The organism is Acaryochloris sp. IP29b_bin.137 (assembly GCF_028285745.1).
Classification (GTDB): domain Bacteria; phylum Cyanobacteriota; class Cyanobacteriia; order Thermosynechococcales; family Thermosynechococcaceae; genus Acaryochloris.
Genome location: NZ_JANQOP010000170.1, coordinates 1 through 24,961, shown reverse-complemented (window position 1 = coordinate 24,961; position 24,961 = coordinate 1). Strand labels below are relative to the sequence as shown.

Sequence of the window (24,961 nt, the reverse complement as noted above, 5' to 3'; positions counted from 1 at the left end):
TTGGTCCAGAAGTAGTGGCCCGCAAACTCACTACCAGCATTAGCTCAAACACCGACACATTGAATCAAAGGAGAAATATTATGGTCTTGTCATTCCAGTCCTTCAATCGTTTGTTTACCCAGCGTTTTTCAAAAGCCCTCACTATTGGAACCGTTTGCTGCAGCGCTTTATTGCCCAGTGTTGTCCCTGCCTTTGCAGCTGAAAAAGTCGTCTTGACCTATGGTCCCTTCGCTCGTAGTGTGCCCATCACAGAATTTGAAACCCTAGCCTCGACAGGTAAAGCCACTGGAGAACTGGCAGAACTTCTGAAACTGGCTAAGGAAGATCCCAAGGAAGCTCAGCAATTTCTGACCTACGATGTCAAAGTTGATCCGATCACGGTGGATGGTGTTCTCAACACAGCTCCCGGAGAATTTCTGCTTTCAGAATTGGCGAAGGTTGTCCATACCAAGAGCGATCGCGCTAATGTTCAGGCACTACGAAGTGCATTAGTCCTTTCCGCCAGCAAAAACAATGGCTTAACCCTACTGGAGTTATTACAGAACTACCCGACAGCCGAACTCTATATTGATGGCGTTCAACTTAAAAAAGACGTCAAAGAAGTCAACTCACTCTTGGGTTCCGTTCACAGTTACCTTAACCACCTGCAATGTAACTGCTCTTCTGCTTCAGCAACCGCAACAACCGGACAGTAATTCTGGCAAGGGAGCTTTTCTTCCACAGCCGTCCCGCTTAGCCTTTGGTTCAAAGCTAGTATTACTAGCTTTGAACCCTTTTAATCCCAGATCCAATCATGAAAAGCTGGAGAACAATTGCCATGATTGACTCTCATCGACAGCTATTTATCCAACGTCTCATTGCAACCTTTGTCATTACTGCCGTTATCGCAGACACCTATCCCCAACCGAACTTAGCACCTGGTTTATTGGAATCAACTTTTAGAAAAATCGAGCAAGTCCTGGTTTTGTCTAGGGCCTAAACGAATGCTGTTCTAGCCCCAATACCTAGGTTCTATCAATACCGCTGCTTCTTACCATTTGCCATCAATCAGGAGCTAGCAATCCATGAAAATCACCTGTTTTCAGAGCTTGACGAACCACAAATACACTCAGCTCTTACTCACGTTGTTACTGCTGTTTGTGGCCTATGCAGTCGTTGGTGCTGTAGCGGCAGAGGTCATCCTATCCATCATTCTACTAACAGCCATTGTTCTGATTGTAAGAACGTTTTTCCTCCAAAAAAGAGCATTCTACTTTTACATTGTTATTGCTGGATTAGCTTTCATTTCCGATTGTTTCTACATCCTTTTTACTCAATCGAGTTATCACAGATTAATTCCTGCTTTGATAGCAGATAGTGTTTATAGTGGTTTCTTGATTCTGTCCATTATCTTGATGCTCCACAAACTGTTTGAAAACACCAAGGTAACGATCGATACGATTGTGGGTGGCATCTGCGTATTTCTCCTAATTGGAGATTTATGGTTTCTGTTCTACAGCAGCATTTACTTATTCCATCCTGCTGCCTTTAGCTCTGCTGGAGAGACAATCCAAACCTTTGACCTGCTGTACTTTAGTTTTACAACCCTGACCACAGTGGGGTATGGCGATGTGACGCCCGTCAGTCAGCTGGCTAAGGTCATTGCCAATTTCGAGGCCATTATCGGCGTCATTTATCCTGCGATTTTTATCAGCAGATTAGTCGGTGGGTACAATCCGAACTAAATTCATTTAGGGGGTAGGTAGCAATATAAACTGTCGTCGTCTTGACCATTGTAAAATTCCTTGCTGCTCCATACTGCCAATTAATCGAGTCGCGGTTACCCGGGTAATATTGGCTGTTTCCGCTAACTCTTGGTGGGTGATGGGTAAGGTCGTGCAAGTGCCAACGGGAGTAACATGACCGAACCGTTGTGCAAGCCATTGCAGCAAGTTCAGCAGCCGATCATCCGCTCGCTTGATACTAATAATCTTCAGTAGAGTGGTGAGCTGTTGGGCATGACTCAGAATTGCCTCTGAAGTGATCAAAGAGTTGGGCATTAAAGACCGAACCTCTACTGTGCCTAAGCATTGAATGGTGTAGGGCGAGAGATTTGACAATGACTGGCCTACGATTTCACCTGATCCCCAGATGCCGAGGGTCGTAATATCCCCCTGTGAATCCCAGGTGTACGTTCGAATAAGCCCTCTCTCAACCTGCCATAGGTGTTGGGGTTCTGACGGCAGGAAGGCTCTATCTGGGAAGCAAAGGGTTGAGGAGGCTGAACGGTTCTGGGAATACATTCGCGCAGAGAGGGACGGAGAAGAAATCATAGGTTTGCCCTAACAAAACGAAAGAGGACAACTTACACGGGACAGGATTTAGAGCTGATGGAGGGGAAAGAAGCAGAGGCCCCATCATGCCAAAAGTCCAGAACTTGGGCTGCAACAGATTGGGGATAAAAGCAATGAAAAAAGTGATACCCGTCTTGGCAGAGCCAAATGCGATCGCAGTCTTTCATCCAACCTTCCCATTCCTTTAAGGCTCGACTATCCACCACTAAGTCATTCTCACTCCCACAAAGCAAGAGTGGAACAGGTACTTCATCCGGCGGTAGGTTATAACGCTGAAATAGATTGTGAGGTGAAGGAGAGACGGCCATCTCTTGTTCCAGTAACCGAGAAAGGTAGCAGGTCACCGTTGCATTTTGTTCACCGAATAAATCAGAAACCAATTGGGTTAAAACGTGATGGCGACTACAGGGAACAAACTGTAGATGGAAATAGTAATGGGCAATCCAGTCCAAACTTGCCCATGCTCCCACCCCCAATAGGGTTAGGGAACGAACCTTTTGAGGGTATTGACGGGCATATAACAAACTCACTAACCCGCCTGTTCCGTGACCGATTAAATGGACGGGATGGTCGCACTCTTGCATAAATTCATGGAGCAGATCAACCGCGATACTCAGGGAACTCGGTTCATCCTCCGTTTGCTGATACTGCCATTGGGCAATTGTTACCTGTTGTCTCAACTGCTTAAGGAGGGGTTGATCAAAACGTTTTAGATAAGAACAGGTTGTTGCCCAAACGGCATCAATAGAGGAAGTCATTGAACTGATTTCAAAAATGTGTGTGATTAGCAAGCTGGAAGAGAAATATAAAAGGTCAGGGAAAGTAAACGCCCTGACCCAAGTGTTAGAACCTCATAGACCAAATTCAGACTTAACTTGTGCCACCCAAGCTTCTATTCGTTCATCGGAAAGCTCAGGTTGGTTATCTTCATCTAGGGCCAACCCGCAGAATTTCCCACCTCTATCCGCTTTAGATGCATCAAATTGATACCCATCTGTAGACCAATGCCCCACTGTTTGGCCACCCTTTTCTGAGATTTTGGCTTCTATGATGCCGATCGCATCCATATAGTTATCGGCATAACCAATCTGATCCCCCGTGCCAAAGTAGGCAATCTTCTTCCCAGAAAAATCAATACTATCTAAATTTGGGAAAAAGGCATCCCAGTCGCTTTGCAGTTCACCAATATCCCAAGTTGGACAACCAATCAGTAAATAGGAATAGCTGGTAAAATCTCCACTCTCTGCATCAGGGATTTCTATGAGTGTGACAACATCTTCACCCCCAAAAGCCTCTTGGATTTTTTCAGCCGCTTCCGCTGTTTTGCCAGTGGTGGTCCCAAAGAACATTCCAATTTGTGACATATAGACTCCAAAAATTACAACACAAAAGACTAGGGTTCGTTACGATGAAAGAGGCAAGAGCGTGAAATGCCCAGGTTATTCACGCTCTTACCACGGCGCTCTTATCCAACGCAGAGGGTTGAATGGGGTAAAAGCTCAGACCGTCTCTGCGCTCGCAGTTTGTACCGGTGTAGTCTGTACTGGTGGAGCGGCAGAGGGCACTGGAGCCATGGCATTCCTCGAAGGCTTTACAGTGGTGGATGGTGCTTCGTCGGTCAAAGAATTCAAAAACTGTTCTACATTTCTGAAGTCATAGCCAAGACCTCGCAAGGCATGCCAAAGATGGCCTTGGAGAAAATAGAATGCCAAGATATAGGTTGCGTTTGATAGCCAGCAACGAGCAGAATGAATTCCATAAGGAAGCTCTGCTGTATCAGCGAAGTAGGGCGTAAAGCCAAACTTAATCTGCAAGGCAGGCCCATAAAATTCTTCCGGCCAAACGTAAGTATTAACAGAACACCAGTAAGCAGAGAGGAAACCAAAGAAAGCCACTGCCCCTAATGAGTAGGACAGGATCGCCTCACCGTTGACGACTATCCGCTTCTTAGCCCAAGGCAACATTGGGACGAGCAAATGAAAAATTCCACCCGCAATATCTAGAAAAGCGATAAAGATATGGCCCCCGACAATGTCTTCCAAATTGTCAACACTGTCGAAATGGGTTTGATAGCCAAAAATAACCGATGGATTGAGGGTCGGATCCGTGACCAATCTGACCTCTTGTAGGTCGGAATCATAGAGTCCTCCCCAATACATGGCCCATCCCACAAATAAGAGGGTATAGAGACCCAAAATAAGCAAATGATGCCCTAATATCCGACCGAGCTGATTGGTGTTGTCCCACTCAAAATGGTAAGTTCTGGCAGCACCCGTGGCTTCGCTTAAGTCATGGGGCGCTTTCAAGAGGTGAAATAATGCTCCAGCCCCTAGTACGGCCCCTGCGATAATGTGAATCATGCCAACCGCAACAATCGTTTGCGGATCATCCAGGACGCCACCGGCTCCAAAACCAACCCCTTCTGCCGCTAGGTGAGGCAAAAGGACCATACCTTGAGTCCACATAGGTGAGTCGGTCGTGTATCGTCCCAATTCGAATAGGGTAAAACCACCTGCCCAAACTGAAATTAGCCCGGCATGTGCGGTGTGAGCTGCAATAAATAAACCTGAGGAACTGGCTAGGCGGGAGTTGCCAGCCCACCAGCCATAGGTAACATTAGGGTTACCGTAGGTTTGCATAGGATTCTCCTTTGTTATCTAGAAACGGAACGGCTTGGGAGATTTAGGAAAATGGCCAGAGAAATACTGCGATTGAGATGTTCCAATCGCTAATGGTGATATAAGGACTGGGGAGTAAGGGGCGGCCAAAACAAATCTCTCAGAACGTGCAGCTTCCTGGCTGAGAGATGTCCTACCGTCCCAAACGGTTTGCCTGAATGTGTGACAGGATTATAAATTGAGTTAAGCGCTTTAATTGAGAATTAAAATCAATAAGCTACTAAAGTTATTTAAGCAGTTATTGCAGATATTGGCAATAATCTTTGAACATTTTTGGTGCCAGCAACGATGGTGAGCTAGGCTAACCGCTATATAATCCTTTGTAGGCATTGCTTTTTGGCTAAATATTGGTTGACTTCTACTACTCTTTTGAAATGATGAGCAGTTAATATCTTTTATATAAATGAGAAATTTTATAGAATAGAAGCTTCTCAACTTTCGTTCCTGTGGATCTCTACCCTAGATGACCGAAAGCGAATGCATATCAAATCACATCTTGATGTGCTTCGAGTTAAGTACGTAGTTCTGGCAACCATCCCCGAGTTGACGAAGGAATAGGTCAGCCCAATTCGAGAATAAATGAGATTTGGTCTAAATAAGCGGTAGGATAATTGCATCTCTGTTGAAAATTTAGTGAATACAATGAAACGTTCTAAATCAGTTGAGTTATTTCTTGCCTTGGGTTTGTCCGCTACCCTTTTCGCTTGCGATGGCGCGACAACGAATGGAGAAGGAGGAGAGCAAGAAAGCCCTAGCCCAGCAGTGACCAGCCCTGCAGATGATGGCGGTGAAGGGGGAGAGGACGGTTCCACCGATGATGGTGGCGAAGGCGGTGAAGACGGTTCCACTGATGATGGTGGCGAAGGCGGTGAAGGCGGCGAAGGGTAAACCGCTTCACATCTCATACCGATCACTCTTAAGTAAAAATAATTGCATTAGCCTCTCACCTTCGTGTCAAATCACGACTATCAACGGTGAGAGGCTATTTATCATGCCTTCTACTGGGGGTTGAGCATTGTGGTCGAGAACATCCCTAAAACACAACGATAAGCCGTAATAATCTGCGCGTATAGGGCAGACTACGATTAAATAAAAGCGGTATCAGTAGTCTTTGATTGACAAGTGCATGACACGGCCATCCTCTCCAACGCCTAACCCAGAAGAGCAGTCTGCCTCCTCCAAGGCGGGGACTCCTTCAACTGATGAGACTAAACATTCAACGTCCCTTACTAACGGAAAAGGTGATGTCCCATCTTCAATGGCAGGATTCAAAACGTCCTCTAAGCAGTTCTGGCGTTCCGTGGCAAGCTCGTCTTCCCTCGAATGGGTGACCGGGGCAGCTACGGTGATCCTGATTATTGGTTTGCTGTTCCATAATCCTTGGATTGGCTTGCCTGCAGCTGTCGTAGTGTTGTGGCTGTCTTGGCGAGTCTTGTGGCCCCCTCTAAGCCAGGCGCTCCAAGAATGGGTTTCTGTCCGCAATCAGCAACTTATTCTAGCCAGTCTTTTAAGTGTGGTTGCCCTAATTGGGGTGATTCAGTTTACGGGTATTCCCCAAATCCTGTTGGGTGATCGGCCCGTAAACTGGGAGGCAGTTGGGGCCTTGGCAGATTCGTTTGGAGCCGTTGGTCAGATTCTAGTTGCTTTTTTAGCCCTTTATGTAGCCTGGCGTCAGTACGTAATTTCCAAGGAACTGACGGAGCAGCAAAACCGGATTACCCAACAACAAACTATTGATGCCTATTTTCAGGGGATTTCTGATCTGGTGATTAATGAAGAGGGCTTGTTAGAAGACTGGCCACCGGAGCGGGCGATTGCGGAAGGCCGGACGGCAGCCATTCTGACAGGGCTGAGTGCACAAGGGAAAGCTAAGGTGATTCGGTTTCTATCCAGTTCTAAGTTGTTGACGCCTCTGAAACGCGATCGCAGATTAGGTCGCGCTATTTTTGACGGGTTAGGGGGCTATGAGGAGGACCTGGAATATGGGGTGCGGGTGATTGATTTGGTGGGGATGTTAGCAAATACGGACTTGTCCGGGACGGACCTACGACGGACGGAAATCAGTGAAGCTAATTTGGTGCACACCAATTTGCAGGGCTGTGATTTGGGTCGGGCCAATTTGTCTCGCTGTATTTTGTATGGGGCCAATTTATCGAAGACAGATTTAGCGCGGACCCGGTTTTTCTATGGGTCGGCTGAGGGGGCATCCCCGCGAGATCGCATGAATGCCCCCAACTTTAAAACAGGGGCTCAAACGGGAGCGGTGGTTGAAAATGCCAATTTTTCTAAAGCGGCAGGCTTGTCTGAGGAGCAACGCTATTATTGCTGTGCTTGGGGGGGACAGAAGACAAGGGCAACAATTCCTGGGGGGTGTGAGGGGATTCCCAACAAGCTTGAGCGCAGTCGTAAATCACCAGGCGATGCCAGCAATTGATAGTTCATCCTGACCTCTATCTTTACTGAGCAAATAATCAACAGCCCGCTTGAGCTGCATTGTATGTTCAGTAAGTTGACCACGTAAAATCTGATCTGCTAATTGTCCCTCAACCAGCTTACTGATGCTCTCTTGCTGAGTCACCTGAATATTGACTATCCGCTCAAGCATTGCCTCTATGCGGTCTAATCGATCTGGAACATCTTGACTCATTGTGCCTGAAAATTTTTGCTTCTATTCGTCATTATGCACAACTTGCAAAAGTGGCTCGCTACCTGAAGTTGGGTTAGCGAGCCACTTTTGCAAGCATCTTCGCTCGATGGAATTAACTGCCTCCAATACGAGCGACATCGCGGGCATTCTGCTCAAATGCCGCTGATAGCGCATCATCCCCGCTCAAACCATCCTCGATCGCACTCTGTATCGCCTGCAATACCCGCTTGTAATCCCGTGGCATCACCTTCACAAACTTCGGCACCATTGTCTCCCAATCAGCAAGAACTTTAGCCCCCTTTTCACTCTGGGTATAGTCCGCATGGCGCTGAATAACCTCCTTCAGATCCTTGATTTCCTCTGGATCCTCCAGTGTCTCTAGCCCCACCATTTCCGTGTTGCAGCGGGTGGCAAAATCGCCTGCCTCATCAAGGACATAGGCCACCCCACCACTCATGCCAGCCGCAAAGTTGCGGCCCGTCGGTCCTAGAATCACTGCTTGGCCTCCAGTCATATATTCACAGCCGTGATCACCAACAGCTTCTACGACGGCCCGCACCCCGGAATTCCGAACGCAGAATCGCTCTCCTGCAATACCTCGGATATAAGCCTCACCGCTGGTTGCACCATAGAAGGCCACATTGCCGACAATGATGTTCTCTTCCGGCACAAACGTCGATCCCTTGGGGGGATACAGCACAATCTTGCCACCGCTGAGGCCCTTACCAAAGTAGTCATTAGCATCGCCCTCTAGCTCCAGAGTTACACCTGGAGGCACAAAGGCACCGAAGCTTTGACCTGCACTGCCTTGGAAATGGAGGTGAACCGTGTTTTCAGGTAACCCTTCCCAATGGCGTTTAGTGATTTCATTGCCGAGAATCGTGCCTACAGCTCGGTTGATATTTTTAATCGGCAGCATGGCTTTCACCTTCTCGCCCTTCTCAATCGCAGGCTTGCATAGATCTAGCAAGGTCGTCATATCCAGTGACTTCTCTAAGCCATGATCCTGAGGGATCTGGCAGTAGCGACCGATATCATCAGGGACATCCGGCTGATAGAGGATCTTGGAAAAGTCCAATCCCTTGGCCTTCCAGTGATCGATGGCGCGGCGCGGTTCTAGCACGTCAGAACGGCCCACCATCTCATTCAGGGTGCGGAAGCCCAATTGAGCCATCAGTTCCCGCACTTCTTGAGCGATAAACTTCATAAAATTGACCGTGTAGGCTGGGTCACCTGTAAATTTCTCGCGGAGCTGCGGGTCTTGAGTCGCGACACCCACAGGACAGGTGTTAAGGTGGCAAACGCGCATCATAATGCAGCCCAGGCTCACCAGCGGCGCAGTGGAGAAGCCAAATTCCTCAGCTCCCAGGAGGGCCGCAATGACAATATCGCGGCCTGTTTTGAGTTGACCATCGGTTTCAACAACGATACGGCTACGGAGGTTGTTGAGCACCAAGGTTTGATGGGTTTCGGCAATTCCTAGTTCCCAGGGGAGGCCGGCATGCTTGATTGAGGTTTGAGGTGAGGCTCCAGTACCGCCGTCAAAGCCAGAAACAAGGACGACATCGGCATGGGCTTTGGCCACGCCTGCGGCAATGGTGCCAACACCGACTTCAGAAACTAACTTGACATTAATCCGGGCATTCCGGTTGGCATTTTTGAGGTCATGGATCAGTTCTGCCAAATCCTCAATCGAATAGATGTCGTGGTGAGGAGGAGGAGAGATCAAACCCACGCCAGGGGTAGAGTGGCGTACTTTGGCAATCCACGGATAGACCTTACGACCTGGGAGCTGACCGCCTTCGCCGGGCTTCGCGCCTTGGGCCATTTTGATTTGAATTTCCTTGGCCTGAGATAGGTAGAGACTAGTGACGCCAAACCGACCAGAGGCCACCTGCTTGATGGCGCTGTTTTTAGAGTCGCCCTGGTTATTCGTCCAGGTGAAACGTTCTGGATCTTCACCGCCTTCACCCGTATTGGACTTGCCACCGACTCGGTTCATGGCAATGGCTAAGGATTCGTGGGCTTCTTTAGAGATCGAGCCGTAGCTCATGGCTCCCGTCTTAAATCGTCTGGTGATCTCTTCAATCGGTTCGACTTCGTCAATCGGGATGGGCTGGCGATCTTTAAATTCCAGCAGCCCCCGGAGGGTAAAGAGCTGTTCATTTTGCTCATTCACCAGCGCTGAATATTTCTTAAACAGATCAAAATTACCTGTACGAGTGGCCTGCTGCAGCGTATGGATCACCTGGGGGCTAAACAGATGGGCTTCCCCTTCCTTGCGCCATTGGTACTCGCCCCCCACATCGAGGGTATGGGTTTCTACATCGCGCTCGGGAAAGGCATGGCGATGGCGCTGTATGGCTTCTTCAGCTAGAACTTCCAGATCCGCCCCTTCAATCCGAGAGGCGGTCCAGCTAAAGTACTGGTCTACCACAGACTGATTCAGGCCAATAGCTTCAAAAATCTGGGCCCCGCGATAGCTCTGAATCGTGGAGATGCCAATTTTAGAGGCCACCTTAATTACACCCTTAGTGGCAGCTTTTATGTAGTTCTTAATGGCTTTTTTGGGTTCAATATCCACCATCAAGCCCTGGTGAATCATATCGTGGATGGTTTCAAAGGCCACGTAAGGATTGATGGCACCACAGCCATAGCCAATTAGAACCGCATAGTGATGGACCTCGCGGGGTTCGCCGGATTCCAAAACTAGACCAACGCGGGTGCGAGTCCCTTTCCGAATTAAATGGTGATGCAGACCAGAGACCGCAAGCAATGCGGGAATGGGCGCATGATCGTGATCGAGGTTGCGATCGCTCAGCACAATCAAACTCGCCCCGGATAAGATCGCCTCATCTGCCTGCTGACAAATTCCAGTCATGGCCGATTCTAAGCCTTGAACCCCAGCATTGGGATCAAACAAAATCGGCAGGGTAACTGACTTAAAGGGATCGCCATTCAAGGCTTTTATTTTGGCTAGCTCCGCATTAGTTAGGAGAGGCGTCTTTAGCTCTAGTAAATGACAGCTTTCTGGTTCCGGTTTCAGCAAATTGCGCTCCGAACCAATAGTGGTTTCAGGAGAAGTAATAATGGCTTCCCGAATCGAGTCAATCGGAGGATTCGTCACCTGGGCAAACAATTGCTGAAAATAGTTGTAAAGCAGCTTCGGTTTATTGGAAAGCACCGCTAAGGGGGTATCCGTCCCCATTGCTCCAATCGCTTCTACCCCGTTATTGGCCATCGGGGCCATCAGCATCCGCAGTTCTTCAAAGGTATAGCCAAAGGCCATCTGCCGCTGCAGCACCGTCTCGGAATCGTACTCAGGGGCCACTTCCGCTGCTGGGAGCTGCTCGACACTCACCATTTGCTGATCTAGCCAGTCCTGATAGGGATGTTCAGAGATAATCTGGTCTTTGAGTTCCTGATCGGAAATAATTCGCCCTGCCACCATATCAACCACAAACATTCGCCCAGGGGTGAGTCGGCCTTTCTTCGCCACACGTTCAGGTTCAATAGGCAGAACACCAGCTTCTGAAGCCATAATCACCAAATTATCTTTGGTGACGTAATAGCGAGATGGTCGTAGACCATTCCGATCCAGAACCGCACCAATCATGGTGCCATCCGTAAAGGATATCGAGGCAGGTCCATCCCAGGGTTCCATCAAGCAGGAATGGTACTTATAAAAAGCTTTTTTCTCCGCACTCATGGACTCATGGGCCGTCCAAGGTTCGGGAATCATCATCATGGCGGCATGGGGAAGGGATCGTCCCGCCAAGAACAGCATCTCTAAAGTGTTGTCGAAAATGGTTGAATCACTGCCGTCCACGTTGATGACGGGCTGAACTTTGGCCATATCCTCGCCAAACAGCTCCGACTCAAACATGGACTGGCGCGCTAACATCCAATTGATGTTGCCCCGCATCGTGTTGATCTCACCATTGTGGGCAATGTAGCGATAGGGATGGGCTCGGTCCCAACTGGGAAAGGTATTCGTACTAAATCGCGAGTGTACCAGCCCCAGTGCCGTCTCCATATCTGGGTCGTGCAGGTCAGGATAATACTGCCCCACCTGAATCGGCATCAGCATGCCTTTGTAAACAATCGTTCGACAGGACATGCTGGAGATATACCAGTGACCATCAACCCCTGTCGGGCGAATTGCATTATGGGCCAGCTTCCGCAATACATAGAGCTTGCGTTCAAAGGCCAGATCATCGTTCACGTCCAGGCTGCGCTGAATAAAGACCTGTTCCATAAACGGCTCACTGGCCTTGGCGGTATTTCCCAGAGAGGAATTATCTGTCGGCACATCTCGCCAACCCAGAACCTTATGGCCTTCTTGGGTCGCAACCTGCTCAAAGGCGCGTCGACTGGCTTCCCGCTCTTGCAAGTCAGGTGAAGCATAGATCATCCCCACCCCATACTGCCCTGGTTCTGGCAACTCAAATCCCAACCGAGCAGCTTCTTTTTGGCAGAAACGATGAGGAATTTGCATTAGAAGGCCCGCACCATCGCCCGTATTGGTTTCACAACCGCAAGCCCCACGGTGGTCTAGATTCACCAGAATGGTCAGAGCCTGTTCAATAATGTCGTGAGACTTTTGACCCAATTGATGAACGACAAACCCTAACCCACAAGCATCATGCTCAAATTGTGGATCGTATAAACCTTGCCGGGCAGGAATGGTATTGCTGTTCATATTGGGTGATTTGAAGGTTCGAATGGTAACTGGACTAGGCCTAAAATGCTTCGCCAAAGGAAAGTAGGCTGAGACCAGCATTATAAGCTTTAACTCTAGTCGATCTAAATTCTCCTATGAAGAGAACAGAACCGGGGTAGCTTTTAATGCAAATTCAAGGATGACGATCGCCCGCTTGATCCCTTATGCTCCAATGTTTGGCTGAGCCAATAACGCCCAGAAATGTTGACCCAGATCCGCTAAGCCAATAGGACTGAGCGGTAGACATCAATTTTCGCCTCTATGAGGTAGCTCATGGAACGCAATTCCAGGGTTTGCCAGACTCAAGACAGCCTATATCTGTCTTGGAGTAACCAATATGAGCTTAGATACTGAATTGTTGGCATCGAGCTTTGCTCAAATTCGCGATCGCAGCACCGAATTCACGGACTATTTCTACAGCACTTTATTTGCAGATTATCCTCAAGTTCAGCCTTTGTTTGCCAATACCCCTATGCAAAGCCAGGCCAAAAAGTTGTTCGCCTCTTTAGTATTAGTCGTGGAGAACTTAACCAACCCCGACCAGTTAGGGGATGCGTTAACCGGACTGGGGGCTCGCCATGTTCAGTATGGGATTTTGCCGGAGCACTATCCTATGGTAGGGAATACGTTACTGAAAACCTTTGCCTACCTACTGCAGGAGCGATGGACTCCTGAGCTGGAAGCTTCCTGGACAAACGCTTACGGGGCTGTAACGGAACTGATGTTGGCAGGGGCCAACTATTCACCTGAGGTATTGCAGCTTCAGTCCTAAACCGCGTAGGCTATTCCCCGGATGCGATCGCATCTAGGGCGATCGCATCCAGAATCGTAATCCGACCTCCCCGCTGATAGGCCAAGATAGGGTTGAGTTTTTGGCCCATCAGTCTCACGGTTTCTTCATAGGTAATGCCAATGCTGCGGGCGATGTGATGGTAAGTGAGTTGGGCATTAAGCTGCTCTCCCTGCTGAGTCGCGGATGTCCCATATCGCTGAGCGGAATAGGCAATAAATTGAGCGAGACGAACAATAGCCTGTTCCGAAACCAATCCATGGATGGTGCGATGCATCTCCTGGAGGCGCTGGTTGAAACAGGCCAGGATATTGAGGGCGACATTCGGGTCCAGTTGAATCGCCTGCATTAAGGCCGTTTTTGGAATGGTAATAACCTGGGTTGCTGCGAGGGCCTTGACCGTCGCCACCGCGATACCATCACCGAATAGAGCGGGCGCGGCAAACATCTGGCCAGTCGGTAAGGAACGCAGAATGGTTTCTTTACCCGAGGCAGCAATCTTGATGGCTTGTAATTCTCCGGCCAGTACGGCATGGAAACAAGGGGGAAAGCGATCGCCCTCGTGAATCAAGATCTCTCCTTTGACATAGGAAATGATGGTAGCTTGCTGGGCTAGGATGTCTAGGATTGAGGGGGCGAGCACAGAAAAGACCTGAATGTGCTGGAGTTGTTCAAAAGCAACTGGCATAGAAACCTGGGTCTCCCCTCAATGTCTTTGGGGACCAAAATACGCTAAGTGTTCTGGGGAGATAATGCGAACGGTATAGAGTACCGTAACATCCTGCTGACACTGATGCTCCGCATATGGCGGGGACTTCCTTTGTGACTCTCAGCTCCTGCTTTGACGCTCGTTAAGGGCCTATATTGTTTTTTAGGCAGAGATTCCGTATTATCCCAGTTGCCAGACAAGGTCAAGGAAGACCACTGTTATAGATAGGATCGTTCTGTAGTACTGTCGGGCCAATGGGGACATTGGCATTCAACCTTTTCTGATGTATTGATGCCCAATCGTTGGTTTAGACGTTCTAGAAACAGTCATCCTATTTCCTCTTCTGATGATCGAAATTCTAACGTAGAGGAGGGATTTGCCTTGCCCTTGGCAATGGGCTTGGGCTTTGTAATGGTCATTTTGGGCCTATCCACGATGATGGTTGCCCAAAGCGATCGCATCTCTGCCTTTAACCGTAAAGAAGCCGGGGCCAGTTTAGCCGTCGCCGAAGGGGGAATGGCTCGGACCCTCGCTCAGCTTACGGCTCCCAATAACGCCGTCTTGCTCAATCGTAATTACGATACGATCAATCCCCAAACAGGTAAGACCTACCTTGGTCCAGATGGCATGTTTAACAGTGGCGACGAAGACGCCAATGCCGTTGACGAATGGACCGGCTACGACCCTAGCACGACCCCTTGTCACCAACCCAAAGAGTGGGGCAGTCCCAACTTTGTTAAAACGGGTGCAATGGGGAAAACAGGCTCCTACACGGTTAGAGCATATCGATTTAATCCCCAGGAGCAGAAAGGGACTCTGTTTGTGGAAGCCAGTAAAGATGGCAAAACCACTGGTGTTCTGATCACGATTGCTGTACGGCCTGATTTAGACGATTTTCCGGGCTTATTACTCCACGATCCGAATCCTAGTGATTCCACCGACGTCGGCACTTTAGCACTACGGGGGCGTCAGATTTTGGGGAGCAAAGGGAATGTCTACTACTACCCTCCAGGTTCAACGGATCCAACCTTAACAGCGAATTCATCGCCTGGCGATGGAGACCGAGCCGCTTATCTCAATGCCATCTTTTCTTCTGCAGCATCGGATGGTGCAACGGGTGACACGGTCTCAGGCACAATGTTTGCTTGTTTATTGGCTCCAACGATTCCTGATGGGATCAGGGGACCCAATATTGGGACGATAACGGATAGTCAAACCCTGAGCGGGGTAAAGGGTTATACGCCGACCCTATATCAGATTGAGCAAATTGACCTTGCTGGAAGTGATGTATTGACCGTTGATACAACTAACGGCCCGGTGGTGCTCGATTTTGTCGAGGGGAGTGCCCCAAAAGAATCAATTCGGTTAAAGGATTCTGCCAAAATCCTCAATGTCCGTACGGATGGTCAACCCCCTCGTGTCGGTGATCTTCGCATGTATTTGCGAGGTGGAGAAGACACGGTTTTGCTGTATGACCAAACTTGTATTCAAAATGCCTTTATTTGGTCCAAGTGGGATGAAGTTCAGTTACTGACCTCTGGTCCAGGCTGTCCAGGTGGACAGAATACCAATATTGAAGGTGTGGTATGGGTAGAAGGGATTCTCAGTTCTAAGAACGCCCCAAATAATCGAGACATCCATTTTATTAACGAGGTTGGGGAACCCTTCGATACGGTCGTTACTCCCAACGTTACTGCTGGTATTGCTGTGCCTGAAGATGTCAGCAGTTTAATCGACCTCCTGAAATACGTTGACTATCCGGTCCGCTATCGGTTTGGTAGTGTTTTGCATTGGCAACGGGTGAGGTTGTAGAGCTTGGGTAAGGTGCAAGCTTGCAAGAGAAGGTCTATACCCCTCTCGAAAAGCCTTTCTCCATAAGATTACGGACCCGTTCGAATATCTATATTACTTACTGAGAGGGAATTCCGTATTATCCCTGTCGCCAGGGAAGGTAAAAGAAAGCCACGATAAGAGCAGGATAGTTCTGTAGTACTGTCCTGCCAATGGGGAACATTGGCATTCAACCTTTTCTGATGTATTGATGCTCAATCGTTGGCTTAGAACTTCTAGGAATAGCCATCTAACCTCCTCTTCTTATGCTCAAAATTCTAGATTAGAGGGGGGATTTGCCTTGCCCTTAGCAATGGGCTTGGGCTTTGTGATGGTTATTTTGGGCCTGTCAACAATGATGATTGCTCAGAGCGATCGCATCTCTGCCTTTAATCGTAAAGAAGCCGGGGCCAGTTTAGCGATTGCCGAAGGGGGAATGGCTCGGACCCTCGCTCAGCTTACGGCTCCCAATAACGCCGTCTTGCTTAATCGCAATTACGATACGATTAACCCCAAAACGGGTCAAACCTATCTGGGGCCTGATGGCACCTTTAATAGTGGAGATGAAGAGGCCAGCGCCATTGACGAATGGACCGGCTACGACCCTAGCACAACCCCTTGCCATCAACTCAAAGAGTGGGGAAGTCCCAACTTGGTGACAACGGGCTCAATGGGGGAAACAGGCACCTATACCGTCAAGGCTTATCGGTTTAATCCCCTAGAACAAAAAGGAACCCTATTTGTGGAAGCCAGCAAAGATGGCAAAACCACTGGTGTTCTGATCACGATTGCTGTACGACCCGATTTAGACGATTTTCCAGGCGTGGTCTTAATTGAACCTTCAGGCAATCCTGATTCTACCTACGCTACAGGGGTATTAGCCTTAAGAGGTCGTAAACTCCAAGGAAGTAAGGCGAATGTTTATTATCGCCCCTCTTCCTCTGCAGATCCGTCTCTGACTGAAAGTGCTGGGCCAGGAGACGCTGATCGGGACAGTTATTTAAATGCAATCTGGTCCTCCTCCCTTGATGGCGTCAGTGAAGATACTGTTCAAGGGCAAATATTTGCCTGTACGCTTAGACCGAATATTCCTATTGGAGAAGCGGGAACAGATCTGGGGACAATCGACGATAGCACGACTATTACAGGTGTGGGTGGCAAGACGCGCACGTACTTTACCGTCGATCAAATCGATCTCTGTGGGAATGAAATATTGACCGTTGATACGACGAATGGGCCTGTTCAAATTGACTTTACCAATACGGGTGTGTACCAACACGGCATCACCCTTCGTGAATCAGCCAAAATCCTGAATGTGCGGACGGATGGACAGCCTCCTCGCGTGGGCGATCTACGAATAATTGCCAGAAAGCATGATCGGGTTACCCTTTATGACCAAACCTGTATTCAAAATGCCTTTTTGTGGTTTCCCTATGACGAATTAAGGTTACTGACCACCGGGCCAGGATGTCCAGGGGGACAAAACACAAATGTGGAAGGGGTCTTATGGATGGAAGCCATTTTAAGCTCAAAAAATGAAGCAAGCCATCGCAATGTTGAATATCTAGGGAGTATTGGAGATGATTACGACCTAAAAACGAAATCAGGCGAAAATTCTGGAATTTCAGTTCCTGAGGATGTCACTAGCCTACTTGATCTATTGAAATATATTGACTGGCCTGCCCGCTATCGGTTTGGTGGTGTTTTGCAATGGCAACGGGTGAGGTTGTGACGAAGATGCCTTAACCCATTATTCTTTTTTCTATTTTGTTCAAGTATTGGCAATTCCCATGGGTGATATGGAATTGCCGTTCATTCATGAATCCCTTATCCAAGGGCACTCTTGAACTTCTCTTAGTTCTGCTTCCTTACTCTTGCTGTGATTTCCCATGTTCCGTTTGCATCCATTCGTTAAACTCGGATCTTCGCCTTCAGAGGCGGGGTTTACCCTGGCTGAAAAAATGGTCATTGTTGCCATTATTGGCATTGCCGCTGCCGCCTCAGCCCCTAGCATCTTAGCTTCTATGAACCGGGCCAAGGTGAAACAGACGATGGCAGAAGTTCGAGCTGCTTTGAATGAAACGCAACGAGAAGCGATTAAAGGGAATAAAGTGTGTACCCTAACGCTCAATTTTGTGGATGGGAAGATTACTGGACCCTGTCTCAAAACGGGCGATCGCACCTTGGAAACGGATGTTGAGATCGCAACGAATCTGACGGATCCAAACTCAAACACTGCTCGCACCAATGAAGGGCAACCCGTCCTGATTGGTTCAGATGTGCAACCCTCTCTAGGACTGAGCGATGGTGAAACTATCTCCCAAATTGCTATGGCTCCTGTTCCTCAAGAACAAGCAAAAGCATCTAAAGCAGGGGTGGTCGTTCAGATTATCGCTAAATGTAAAGGTAATACGGAGAGCGGATTAGGTTTAGGGACTTGCAAAGATAAAGATGATGATGATGATGATTCGGAAAATGGTGGACACGATTCGCCCTCTAGTCCTGGGCCATCGGCTAGCATTCCGATCAAATATGGTGTCCTAGGCAATCCCGAATTTGCAATTGTTAGTGCTCAACAAACACCAGCAGATCCTAGCGGCAAGATTGTCTTTTACAGTCCTAATGATTCCAAAGCCACTAAACGCTGTATTGCGATTTCCAATACTTTAGGGTTAACCCGGATTGGCACCTATCAAGGCGATATGAGTCCGACTGCCATTACGGACTCTGGTCGTTGCACTGCCGAGAACTGGGAGGAGCAATGAAGCATCATCATTGCGGATATGGTTTGAATTATTTACCGTCTCAAGACAGTTCTGCGACTCGCAACGGCTTCACTCTAGTGGAACTGTTGATGGCGGCTGCAATCACGAGTTTAGTAGTCAGTATTGCAGGGTTTGGAGTGGGTGCAGCCACCCAGGCGAACAAGCGAACGAATGCGATCGCAGCACGTCGTCATGATTTAAGCCGTGCCTTTGATTTCATCAGTAATGAAATTAGGATGGCAAACCGCATTAACCAGTCTCAAATGATGCAGGCGACCGATGCCTCATCGATGTCCAGTCTGTTGACCAGTGTTGGTTTAGATGCATCCGACTGGAGTAACCCCGTCCTGTATTTAGAAATTCCAGTTACCTCCCCCATCCCTGATGTTTGCCCTGCTGGCGGCCCCAATGCGGGTGCTCCGCCCCCTCAGCCTGCGACCTTTGATCAGGTGATTTATGATGTTCGTCCCAGTCCCCAGGACTGGTTAGCCCCCAACTCCATTCATCGCTATGGCCGAGTACCCAAGGGTGATGGCAGTATCGATCCCTGTAGCAATCCCGTTGCCAGCGACACCCTAGTGGATGCGATCGCAGAACAAATCAATACCTCACCGACCTGCTCTGCCCCAGGCGTATTAATGGGTAAAGGGGGATTTCAAGCTTGCGTAAACGGCAGCCAAGTTGACTTATTCATGCGCAGCAAAATCTCTGATGTCGAAATTCATCGATTGAATAGTACCGCCACTTCCCGCGTCGTTACTGGCCAGCCTATCCCAGTGCTAACTGCTACACAACAATCCGGAACCAATCATGTCAATTTGAGCTGGCAATGGTCGGGATCTATGGATGGGGTCACCTTTGAAGTGAAAAAGGAAGTCACCACAACTGCACAGAAATCCCAAATTTATAGTGGTTCAAGTATGAGTAACTCTACTGAGATGAAAGGCTCAACTGGAGATCAGCATTGCTACACCGTCATTGCAAAGGTGGGACAAATTTCAAGCCCTGAAAGCAATAAGGTCTGCTTTACTCAATGATATGGATGGTTATTGGCTGTGTAGAGCTTGAGAATAATTTAATCTACAAAATATTTCTTGCAACTGTCCTATCTTCAGAGCAAAGAACTCCGATCTGGTTGCTGTCTTATCAGAATTCAGAGGGTTGAACTTTCCTGGTGAGTGAGGTATATCGCTTCTACTCAATCTTTAAGATGTCTACAGCATAAGGGCCAGAGAAGATTATTTCTATCAATTGCTATATTGACGATTGCGACCTGTTACAGTCAGTGTTCCGGCCTAGAATTAACATAAATTTACATTTTTATCTACGTATAATTACTGAGGATAAATAACATTTTACTTCTTATACTGAAAATACACATAAATCAAGCACTTAAGATACGAAATCAAAGAAATATAATTCCATAATTAGGGGATATAGCTTTAAAAAGCTTATTGATTTCTCTCGAGAAAGGAGTCCATCACAATAAAGTTGACTCGACTTTTTTCTGCACTACTCTGGTTTATCAACATCTCAATCCATATCAGCATCTAATAAAACCACATCTATCATCTAAGTTTTCTCATTGATGACTGGTTCAACCCTATTCAAGATTGAATGGGTGAATCTGGATAGATATTTTTATTGATATTTTATTTTTTTTCAAGCATGTTGGAATCCAGAAGAAAGGCTACCGATGAGGGATTTGCGTTACCAATTGCCATCGGTTTTGGGTTAATCATGGTGCTGGTCGCCCTAACCCTAAGTATTAAGTCTAGGGATGATCAAGTCTCAGCTATTTCTCAAAAGCAAACAACTGCCAGTGCCACCGTTGCAGAAGGCGGAATATCCCGCACCCTCGGATTTCTGAATCAGAACTATCACATGCTGTTGAGATCGGATTACGACCCTAATAGTCTCCTAGGGTCGGATAGTCCTGATGAATGGTCTTTTCTCGCCAAGCCTCCTCCCTGTTTCACAGGGGTGAATGATATCCTCACAGGCAAGATTCCAAATAACGCACCTGCCAACACCTATACAGTCGAAGCGTATCGCTACAGTGATCCAGATGGAATCTCAAATTCAGGCGATGAAACTGGAACCTTAATTGTCAAAGGCCACCCGCCTAATTCGTCTGCAGTATCACGGATTCAGCAGACCATGAAAATTTCTCAATCTACTTCTCCAGCAAGCTTTCCAGGTTTGATGGCTCAAAATATTACCTTAGGCAATAATGACGTCTTAGGGGCAGTTTCAGGAAATGTAGTTTGCACAGATACACTTAACTGTGCCGTTCCTGTAAGTGAATGTGTCAACGGTCAACCAACAGATGCAGGTCTGCGCAATTCCATTGATGCGCTCAACAATAGTGTGGTGCAGGGGCAGATTTATGTTCGCGATGTGATTTGGCCTCCTGTTCCCGCAATTCCATCAGGTGCAATGAATGTCTCAATTAGTGGCGCAACCAGCTTCCCTAGAACAGGAGACACAGTGGGCACTAATGGTGCTTATCATTATCAGGTCAGTGATATCACTCTCAGTGGCAGTGATCAGGTGACAGTTGATACCACCTCAGCCCCCATTTATTTCTATGTCACAGGTGATATCGATATAAGTGGCCAAGCAGCTTTGGCCCATACCTGTTCAGGCACAGCTAATAATTGCGGCACCTATGGGAGTGGTTTAGGTAGCCCAGAGCGCTTTCGGATTTATGGTAACGCCGATGACGGTGATAGCTTCTCCGATCAGGATTTCACATTGAACGGGGGGGCAACAGCCACCAATGTTTTCATTCATGCTCCAGATGCCCGTATGGGAATTAATGGCGGCAGCAGCAATCCCGATATTCAAGGCGCTATTTGGGTTAGAGAGTGGGATGGTTCAAGTTCCAATACCGCGGAGATCAAGATCCCTAACGCTATGCAACAACTTCTAACCAATTCTGGCGTGGCAATTACCACCGTTTCCCATAAGACTTCTGCTGCAACGAGTTGGACTCGCTTAGAAGCAACTCCATAGACAGAAAACACATCTGTCCATCAATTGAACATTCAGCATATAGCCTCAACACCATGAAGACTCACCTCCTTCTTAGAGCCCTCAAAAAATCTCAATCGCAAGGATTTACCTTAGTTGAAGTTGCCGTCTCCATGCTTGTTTTATCGATATTTATCGGGACGGCGATGCAGGGTTTGGTCCTTTCAACCTCTTTCAAAGTTCGGGCAAAACAATTAACTGAAGCGAATAACTGGATTCAGCAGGACTTAGAAGACGTCAAAGCAATAGCCAGTGATGTTAACCAGGTCCCCCACACCTCATCAATACTCTATGCCGATGCCCTTGCAGGGGATACAACCATCAAAGTCACGCAGTTGGCGGGCTTTCGGTTGGGAGACTCTATCGTGATTGGTACTGAGTCAAACAGCAACGAAATAACGGCTCTACAAACCCTAACAGACCCTGCCACCAGCACAGACTATTTAGAAGTCACTTTACGAGATCCATTGACATCCACTCAAACCACTGATGCCACAGCGCTTGTATTGGCTAGATGTCACTCAGATTTGGATACAGGAGGTTTTGCAGCCTATCTGGATGAAACCCTTCCGACCGTCCAATCAGAAACGGATAACAGTAGTACTCCCAAATCGGGTCGAAAGACCATCTTAGGCAAAGAATTCACCCTGCAACGGACAACCTCTGTCCGTCAGGCCAAACCCTATCAAATCTTGGAAGTCACGTACAACGTCACTGATGAAAACCAGAAATCTGTCGCTCAAGTCAGTTCCGAGGTCGTGCCTAATGCGTTCTTTGACTGTCCATAGTCAACAAGGATTTTCCCAGATCGAAATCATTATTGTTTTGGTTGTAATGGGTATCTTGGGGACCATTGCAGCCCCCAGCTTTCTAAATTGGGTGAACACCCGCAAGCTCGATGTAGGCCTAGCTGAGCTTAAAGGCACATTAATCGAAGGACAAAACCAAGCTATCCGCTTAAGTAAAACTTGCACTATTAATCTGCCAACAGGAAGCAATTCTGTATTAAGCAGCACACCTGCAGATTGTCTGCGCAACGGCGATCGAACCCTCGAAGGCCTTCAACTCAGGCATTCATTTGCTACTCCTTCTCTTAGCTTTAACTTCAAGGGGCGCGTACCTCCTTCTTTAAGTTCAGAGCAAACAGTTGTCCTGTCTGTCGCAAACGAAATCAGTTCTCCCTCAAAGTGTTTAGTAATCGCACCTGGAATTGGATTGATCCGCGTTGGAACATACACAGGTTCCCCAACAACAGCATTGGCCAGCAACTGCAAAACCTCGACATGATGAATTCTAGCTCGACTGAAATTGTGACTACTCAACTCCCCGATCTTTCCAAAGGTATAAGGGGGAAGTCCAGCATTTATGTAGCTACCAATATACGAGAGAAATCCAGTAATCGAGGGTTTACTTTAGTTGAGCTGCTTGTGGGGATGGTGATTACCAGTATCTTTCTTGTTTTTGCTGGGTCAGGGCTAATTTCAATTTTGCAAAACCATCGCCAAACAGAAGCTGAGGTAGATCAGCATATTCAATTGAATCGTGCCGCAGACTTTATTGCTGACGATATTAGAGAGGCGAAGGCAGCATCCACAACCGCTCCATCAGGGTGGATTGTCCCTGCTAATTATAGTGCCATCCTCTACCTCACAAAGCCGGATGACTCAACAGTTGCCTACTACACATTTGATACTTCTTCTGGATCTAATTGGCAGGGACCACAAATGATTTATCGCGCAACGGCCTCAAACTCTCTAGGAAACCCATTAGTTGATCGAGTCTCAAGTGCTTCTCCAGGGTGCTCTGGTTCAGGAACATCTGGATTTGAAGTATCGCCTTCTCCCCTTACGCCGAGCAATCGATCCATCAGATTATGTCTTTTAGGCGATTTACCCAATGGGACTACTAAACTTGTGCAAAATACAGTGACCCTCAGAAGTAATGAGGTGTCATCAACTCCGTAACCAGATCGATTAAGAAAAATGTAGATAAGGCTGCTTATTCTACATTTCTTATACGAAAGATTTTCTTGTGAAGACATGAAGTTAAACACCCATCTTTCATAATAGATTCATGGGCGGATAAAGATAAATGAATTAGCTAGACCAATTACTGATTAATAAATCAATGTCTAGTATCACTTTAGATCGGAACGTTAATACCTCATCCATTAGCGTTGGGGATTCTCAATCTCATAGCAGCGTAACTTGCTTGCTTGAATTACCTGAACTGATGATCCTGGAGAGGAAGGCCGTTATTCAACAGTTTTCTCAACAGATATACGAAGCCATCACATCTAACGACTATATTGTGTTGGACTGTAAGAACAACTGCTCCATTGATAAGCATGGTTTACAGGTTTTGGCAGAATTGTTCCAAGCTGCATACTGCTTCACAGTGGGACTAAGTTTCATTAATCTTGGCCCCCAGTTCGAAATTAGTGTTTCATTCACTGGTATCGAGCCATCTCACCCGCCGATAGAAGCTTTCCTGCACTAAATCAACTAAAAGTAGCGGCATTCTGCAGTCTTAAAAAGGCACTTGCTTCGCAAATATTCAAAAAACAAAAATATCGAATTATTTTGATATTTTTTATTATTAAATCGACCTCAATGCTACAAACATTGAGGTCTTTTATAACTCAGATTCATAAAATCTTAATTCGAGATCTAGCATCATTCATAAATAATTTATAAGGCACATTGAGTAAGCTCCTAAGGAAATAATGACTTGATTCTGTGCTAGATAAATAGGTTAATATTGCTTAATTTTGAATGAAAAATATTGCTTTTCGACATGTAAAGATCATAGACAGGATTCCTTGTATATCTTATATATAAAGGCTGCCACATCAAGCTAGTAGATTCAGAGAGAAATTAAAAACCAATCTTGAAGCTAGATTTTGATAACAAAAGATACTAGATTAGCCCTCGCAACAGAAGAAAATAAATGAGTATTTTTTATTATTGAAATCTTCAAAATCTTATGCTGTTTATATTTCGAGTTTTTGTAAATCAGATAAGTTTTTCTTATTGAGACATCTCTTGACATTCAAGGTAACTACAACGATTAATCTGTATTTAAGTTCGAGTTAAAAATCAACAACATTTTCGCCATACATGCTAAATGAAATACTTCGGACATTACATGCTTGCTGCTAGAGCATAAAGTCCATAGCAATCACCATCACAACAGCAATTTTCAAGAAACCGTTGCTATAAATTTGACCACTACTTCAGCTTCTCGCTGAAAACAACAAAGTTTTTTGAACCTAGTTAACCACCAGCACTAACTGATGGCAACTGGGCTCACAGTTCATCTTTTTCGTATAAATAGAGGAGTGACATCATGGGGAGCATGTCACCTTTGCAGATTGTTTTGAAATCGCTCAGGATACAAGTGTTGCCCAGAAGTCTTCAGCAATGAACTCCGAAAAAGCAGCTCAACTCA

General features: G+C 47.1%; 22 protein-coding genes. 15 read left to right on the top strand and 7 right to left on the bottom strand.

Annotated features, from left to right (window positions below):
* From Q0991_RS12635 to Q0991_RS12625, 3 genes are all read left to right on the top strand, one after another.
* On the top strand, window positions 1-695 hold a 695-nt coding region (locus Q0991_RS12635), incomplete at its 5' end, for an alpha/beta hydrolase (protein ID WP_299489043.1).
* Between the two features lie 122 nt (window positions 696-817).
* Window positions 818-979, top strand: a complete 162-nt coding sequence (locus Q0991_RS12630; RefSeq protein WP_299489042.1) for a hypothetical protein — start codon at window positions 818-820, stop codon at window positions 977-979.
* An 85-nt stretch (window positions 980-1,064) separates the two neighbouring features.
* A complete protein-coding gene (locus Q0991_RS12625; RefSeq protein WP_299489040.1) occupies window positions 1,065-1,724 on the top strand; it encodes a potassium channel family protein in 660 nt (219 codons plus the stop codon).
* Between the two features lie 6 nt (window positions 1,725-1,730).
* Here Q0991_RS12625 and Q0991_RS12620 read toward each other — a convergent pair whose 3' ends face one another.
* The 4 genes from Q0991_RS12620 to Q0991_RS12605 all read right to left on the bottom strand — a co-directional run bounded on the left by Q0991_RS12620 (window position 1,731) and on the right by Q0991_RS12605 (window position 4,972).
* Window positions 1,731-2,312 carry a Crp/Fnr family transcriptional regulator gene (locus tag Q0991_RS12620; RefSeq protein WP_299489039.1) on the bottom strand — a complete coding sequence of 194 codons (582 nt, stop codon included), beginning with the start codon at window positions 2,310-2,312 and terminating at the stop codon, window positions 1,731-1,733.
* 32 nt (window positions 2,313-2,344) lie between these two features.
* On the bottom strand, window positions 2,345-3,091 hold the full coding sequence (locus Q0991_RS12615; protein ID WP_299489037.1) for an alpha/beta hydrolase: 747 nt from the start codon (window positions 3,089-3,091) through the stop codon (window positions 2,345-2,347).
* A 93-nt stretch (window positions 3,092-3,184) separates the two neighbouring features.
* Window positions 3,185-3,697, bottom strand: coding sequence for a flavodoxin FldA (gene fldA / locus Q0991_RS12610; RefSeq protein ID WP_299489036.1), 513 nt, complete (start codon window positions 3,695-3,697; stop codon window positions 3,185-3,187).
* A gap of 135 nt (window positions 3,698-3,832) precedes the next feature.
* Complete coding sequence (locus Q0991_RS12605) at window positions 3,833-4,972, bottom strand: chlorophyll a/b binding light-harvesting protein (RefSeq protein ID WP_299489035.1); 1,140 nt, start codon at window positions 4,970-4,972, stop codon at window positions 3,833-3,835.
* A 681-nt stretch (window positions 4,973-5,653) separates the two neighbouring features.
* On the opposite strand from Q0991_RS12605, the gene Q0991_RS12600 reads away from it, so the two are divergent.
* The gene (locus tag Q0991_RS12600) at window positions 5,654-5,899 is read left to right on the top strand and encodes a hypothetical protein (protein WP_299489034.1); all 246 of its coding nucleotides are present in this window, start codon (window positions 5,654-5,656) and stop codon (window positions 5,897-5,899) included.
* Between the two features lie 238 nt (window positions 5,900-6,137).
* Window positions 6,138-7,445 carry a pentapeptide repeat-containing protein gene (locus Q0991_RS12595; RefSeq protein WP_299489032.1) on the top strand — a complete coding sequence of 436 codons (1,308 nt, stop codon included), beginning with the start codon at window positions 6,138-6,140 and terminating at the stop codon, window positions 7,443-7,445.
* On the opposite strand, the gene Q0991_RS12590 is transcribed toward Q0991_RS12595, so the two are convergent.
* Entirely contained in the window at window positions 7,422-7,658 is a 237-nt protein-coding gene (locus Q0991_RS12590; RefSeq protein WP_299489031.1) for a hypothetical protein, read from the bottom strand. The two genes, Q0991_RS12595 and Q0991_RS12590, sit on opposite strands and share 24 nt — an antisense overlap.
* Before the next feature lie 112 nt (window positions 7,659-7,770).
* Window positions 7,771-12,360 (bottom strand): glutamate synthase large subunit, encoded by a 4,590-nt coding sequence (gene gltB, locus Q0991_RS12585; protein WP_299489030.1) that lies wholly within the window; start codon window positions 12,358-12,360, stop codon window positions 7,771-7,773.
* 358 nt (window positions 12,361-12,718) lie between these two features.
* Here gltB and Q0991_RS12580 point away from each other — a divergent pair, with 358 nt between their 5' ends.
* Window positions 12,719-13,153, top strand: coding sequence for a globin family protein (locus Q0991_RS12580; protein ID WP_299489029.1), 435 nt, complete (start codon window positions 12,719-12,721; stop codon window positions 13,151-13,153).
* Window positions 13,154-13,163: 10 nt separating this feature from the next.
* On the opposite strand, the gene Q0991_RS12575 is transcribed toward Q0991_RS12580, so the two are convergent.
* Entirely contained in the window at window positions 13,164-13,859 is a 696-nt protein-coding gene (locus Q0991_RS12575) for a Crp/Fnr family transcriptional regulator (protein ID WP_299489028.1), read from the bottom strand.
* Window positions 13,860-14,261: 402 nt separating this feature from the next.
* Here Q0991_RS12575 and Q0991_RS12570 point away from each other — a divergent pair, with 402 nt between their 5' ends.
* From Q0991_RS12570 to Q0991_RS12530, 9 genes are all read left to right on the top strand, one after another.
* On the top strand, window positions 14,262-15,692 hold the full coding sequence (locus Q0991_RS12570; RefSeq protein WP_299489026.1) for a hypothetical protein: 1,431 nt from the start codon (window positions 14,262-14,264) through the stop codon (window positions 15,690-15,692).
* Window positions 15,693-16,011: 319 nt separating this feature from the next.
* Window positions 16,012-17,442 (top strand): hypothetical protein, encoded by a 1,431-nt coding sequence (locus Q0991_RS12565; protein ID WP_299489025.1) that lies wholly within the window; start codon window positions 16,012-16,014, stop codon window positions 17,440-17,442.
* A 157-nt stretch (window positions 17,443-17,599) separates the two neighbouring features.
* Window positions 17,600-18,475: a prepilin-type N-terminal cleavage/methylation domain-containing protein gene (locus tag Q0991_RS12560; protein ID WP_299489024.1), complete on the top strand. Its 876-nt coding sequence runs from the start codon at window positions 17,600-17,602 to the stop codon at window positions 18,473-18,475.
* Window positions 18,472-19,512, top strand: a complete 1,041-nt coding sequence (locus tag Q0991_RS12555; protein WP_299489023.1) for a prepilin-type N-terminal cleavage/methylation domain-containing protein — start codon at window positions 18,472-18,474, stop codon at window positions 19,510-19,512. The genes Q0991_RS12560 and Q0991_RS12555 overlap by 4 nt, the downstream gene beginning before the upstream one ends.
* A 631-nt stretch (window positions 19,513-20,143) precedes the next feature.
* A complete protein-coding gene (locus Q0991_RS12550; RefSeq protein ID WP_299489022.1) occupies window positions 20,144-21,493 on the top strand; it encodes a hypothetical protein in 1,350 nt (449 codons plus the stop codon).
* 53 nt (window positions 21,494-21,546) lie between these two features.
* Complete coding sequence (locus Q0991_RS12545) at window positions 21,547-22,299, top strand: type II secretion system protein (RefSeq protein WP_299489021.1); 753 nt, start codon at window positions 21,547-21,549, stop codon at window positions 22,297-22,299.
* Window positions 22,277-22,798 carry a Tfp pilus assembly protein FimT/FimU gene (locus Q0991_RS12540; RefSeq protein WP_299489019.1) on the top strand — a complete coding sequence of 174 codons (522 nt, stop codon included), beginning with the start codon at window positions 22,277-22,279 and terminating at the stop codon, window positions 22,796-22,798. The genes Q0991_RS12545 and Q0991_RS12540 overlap by 23 nt, the downstream gene beginning before the upstream one ends.
* Window positions 22,799-22,821: 23 nt before the next feature.
* Window positions 22,822-23,475, top strand: a complete 654-nt coding sequence (locus Q0991_RS12535; RefSeq protein WP_299489018.1) for a prepilin-type N-terminal cleavage/methylation domain-containing protein — start codon at window positions 22,822-22,824, stop codon at window positions 23,473-23,475.
* 163 nt (window positions 23,476-23,638) lie between these two features.
* On the top strand, window positions 23,639-24,010 hold the full coding sequence (locus Q0991_RS12530) for a hypothetical protein (protein ID WP_299489017.1): 372 nt from the start codon (window positions 23,639-23,641) through the stop codon (window positions 24,008-24,010).
* The last annotated feature ends 951 nt before the right edge of the window (window positions 24,011-24,961 follow it).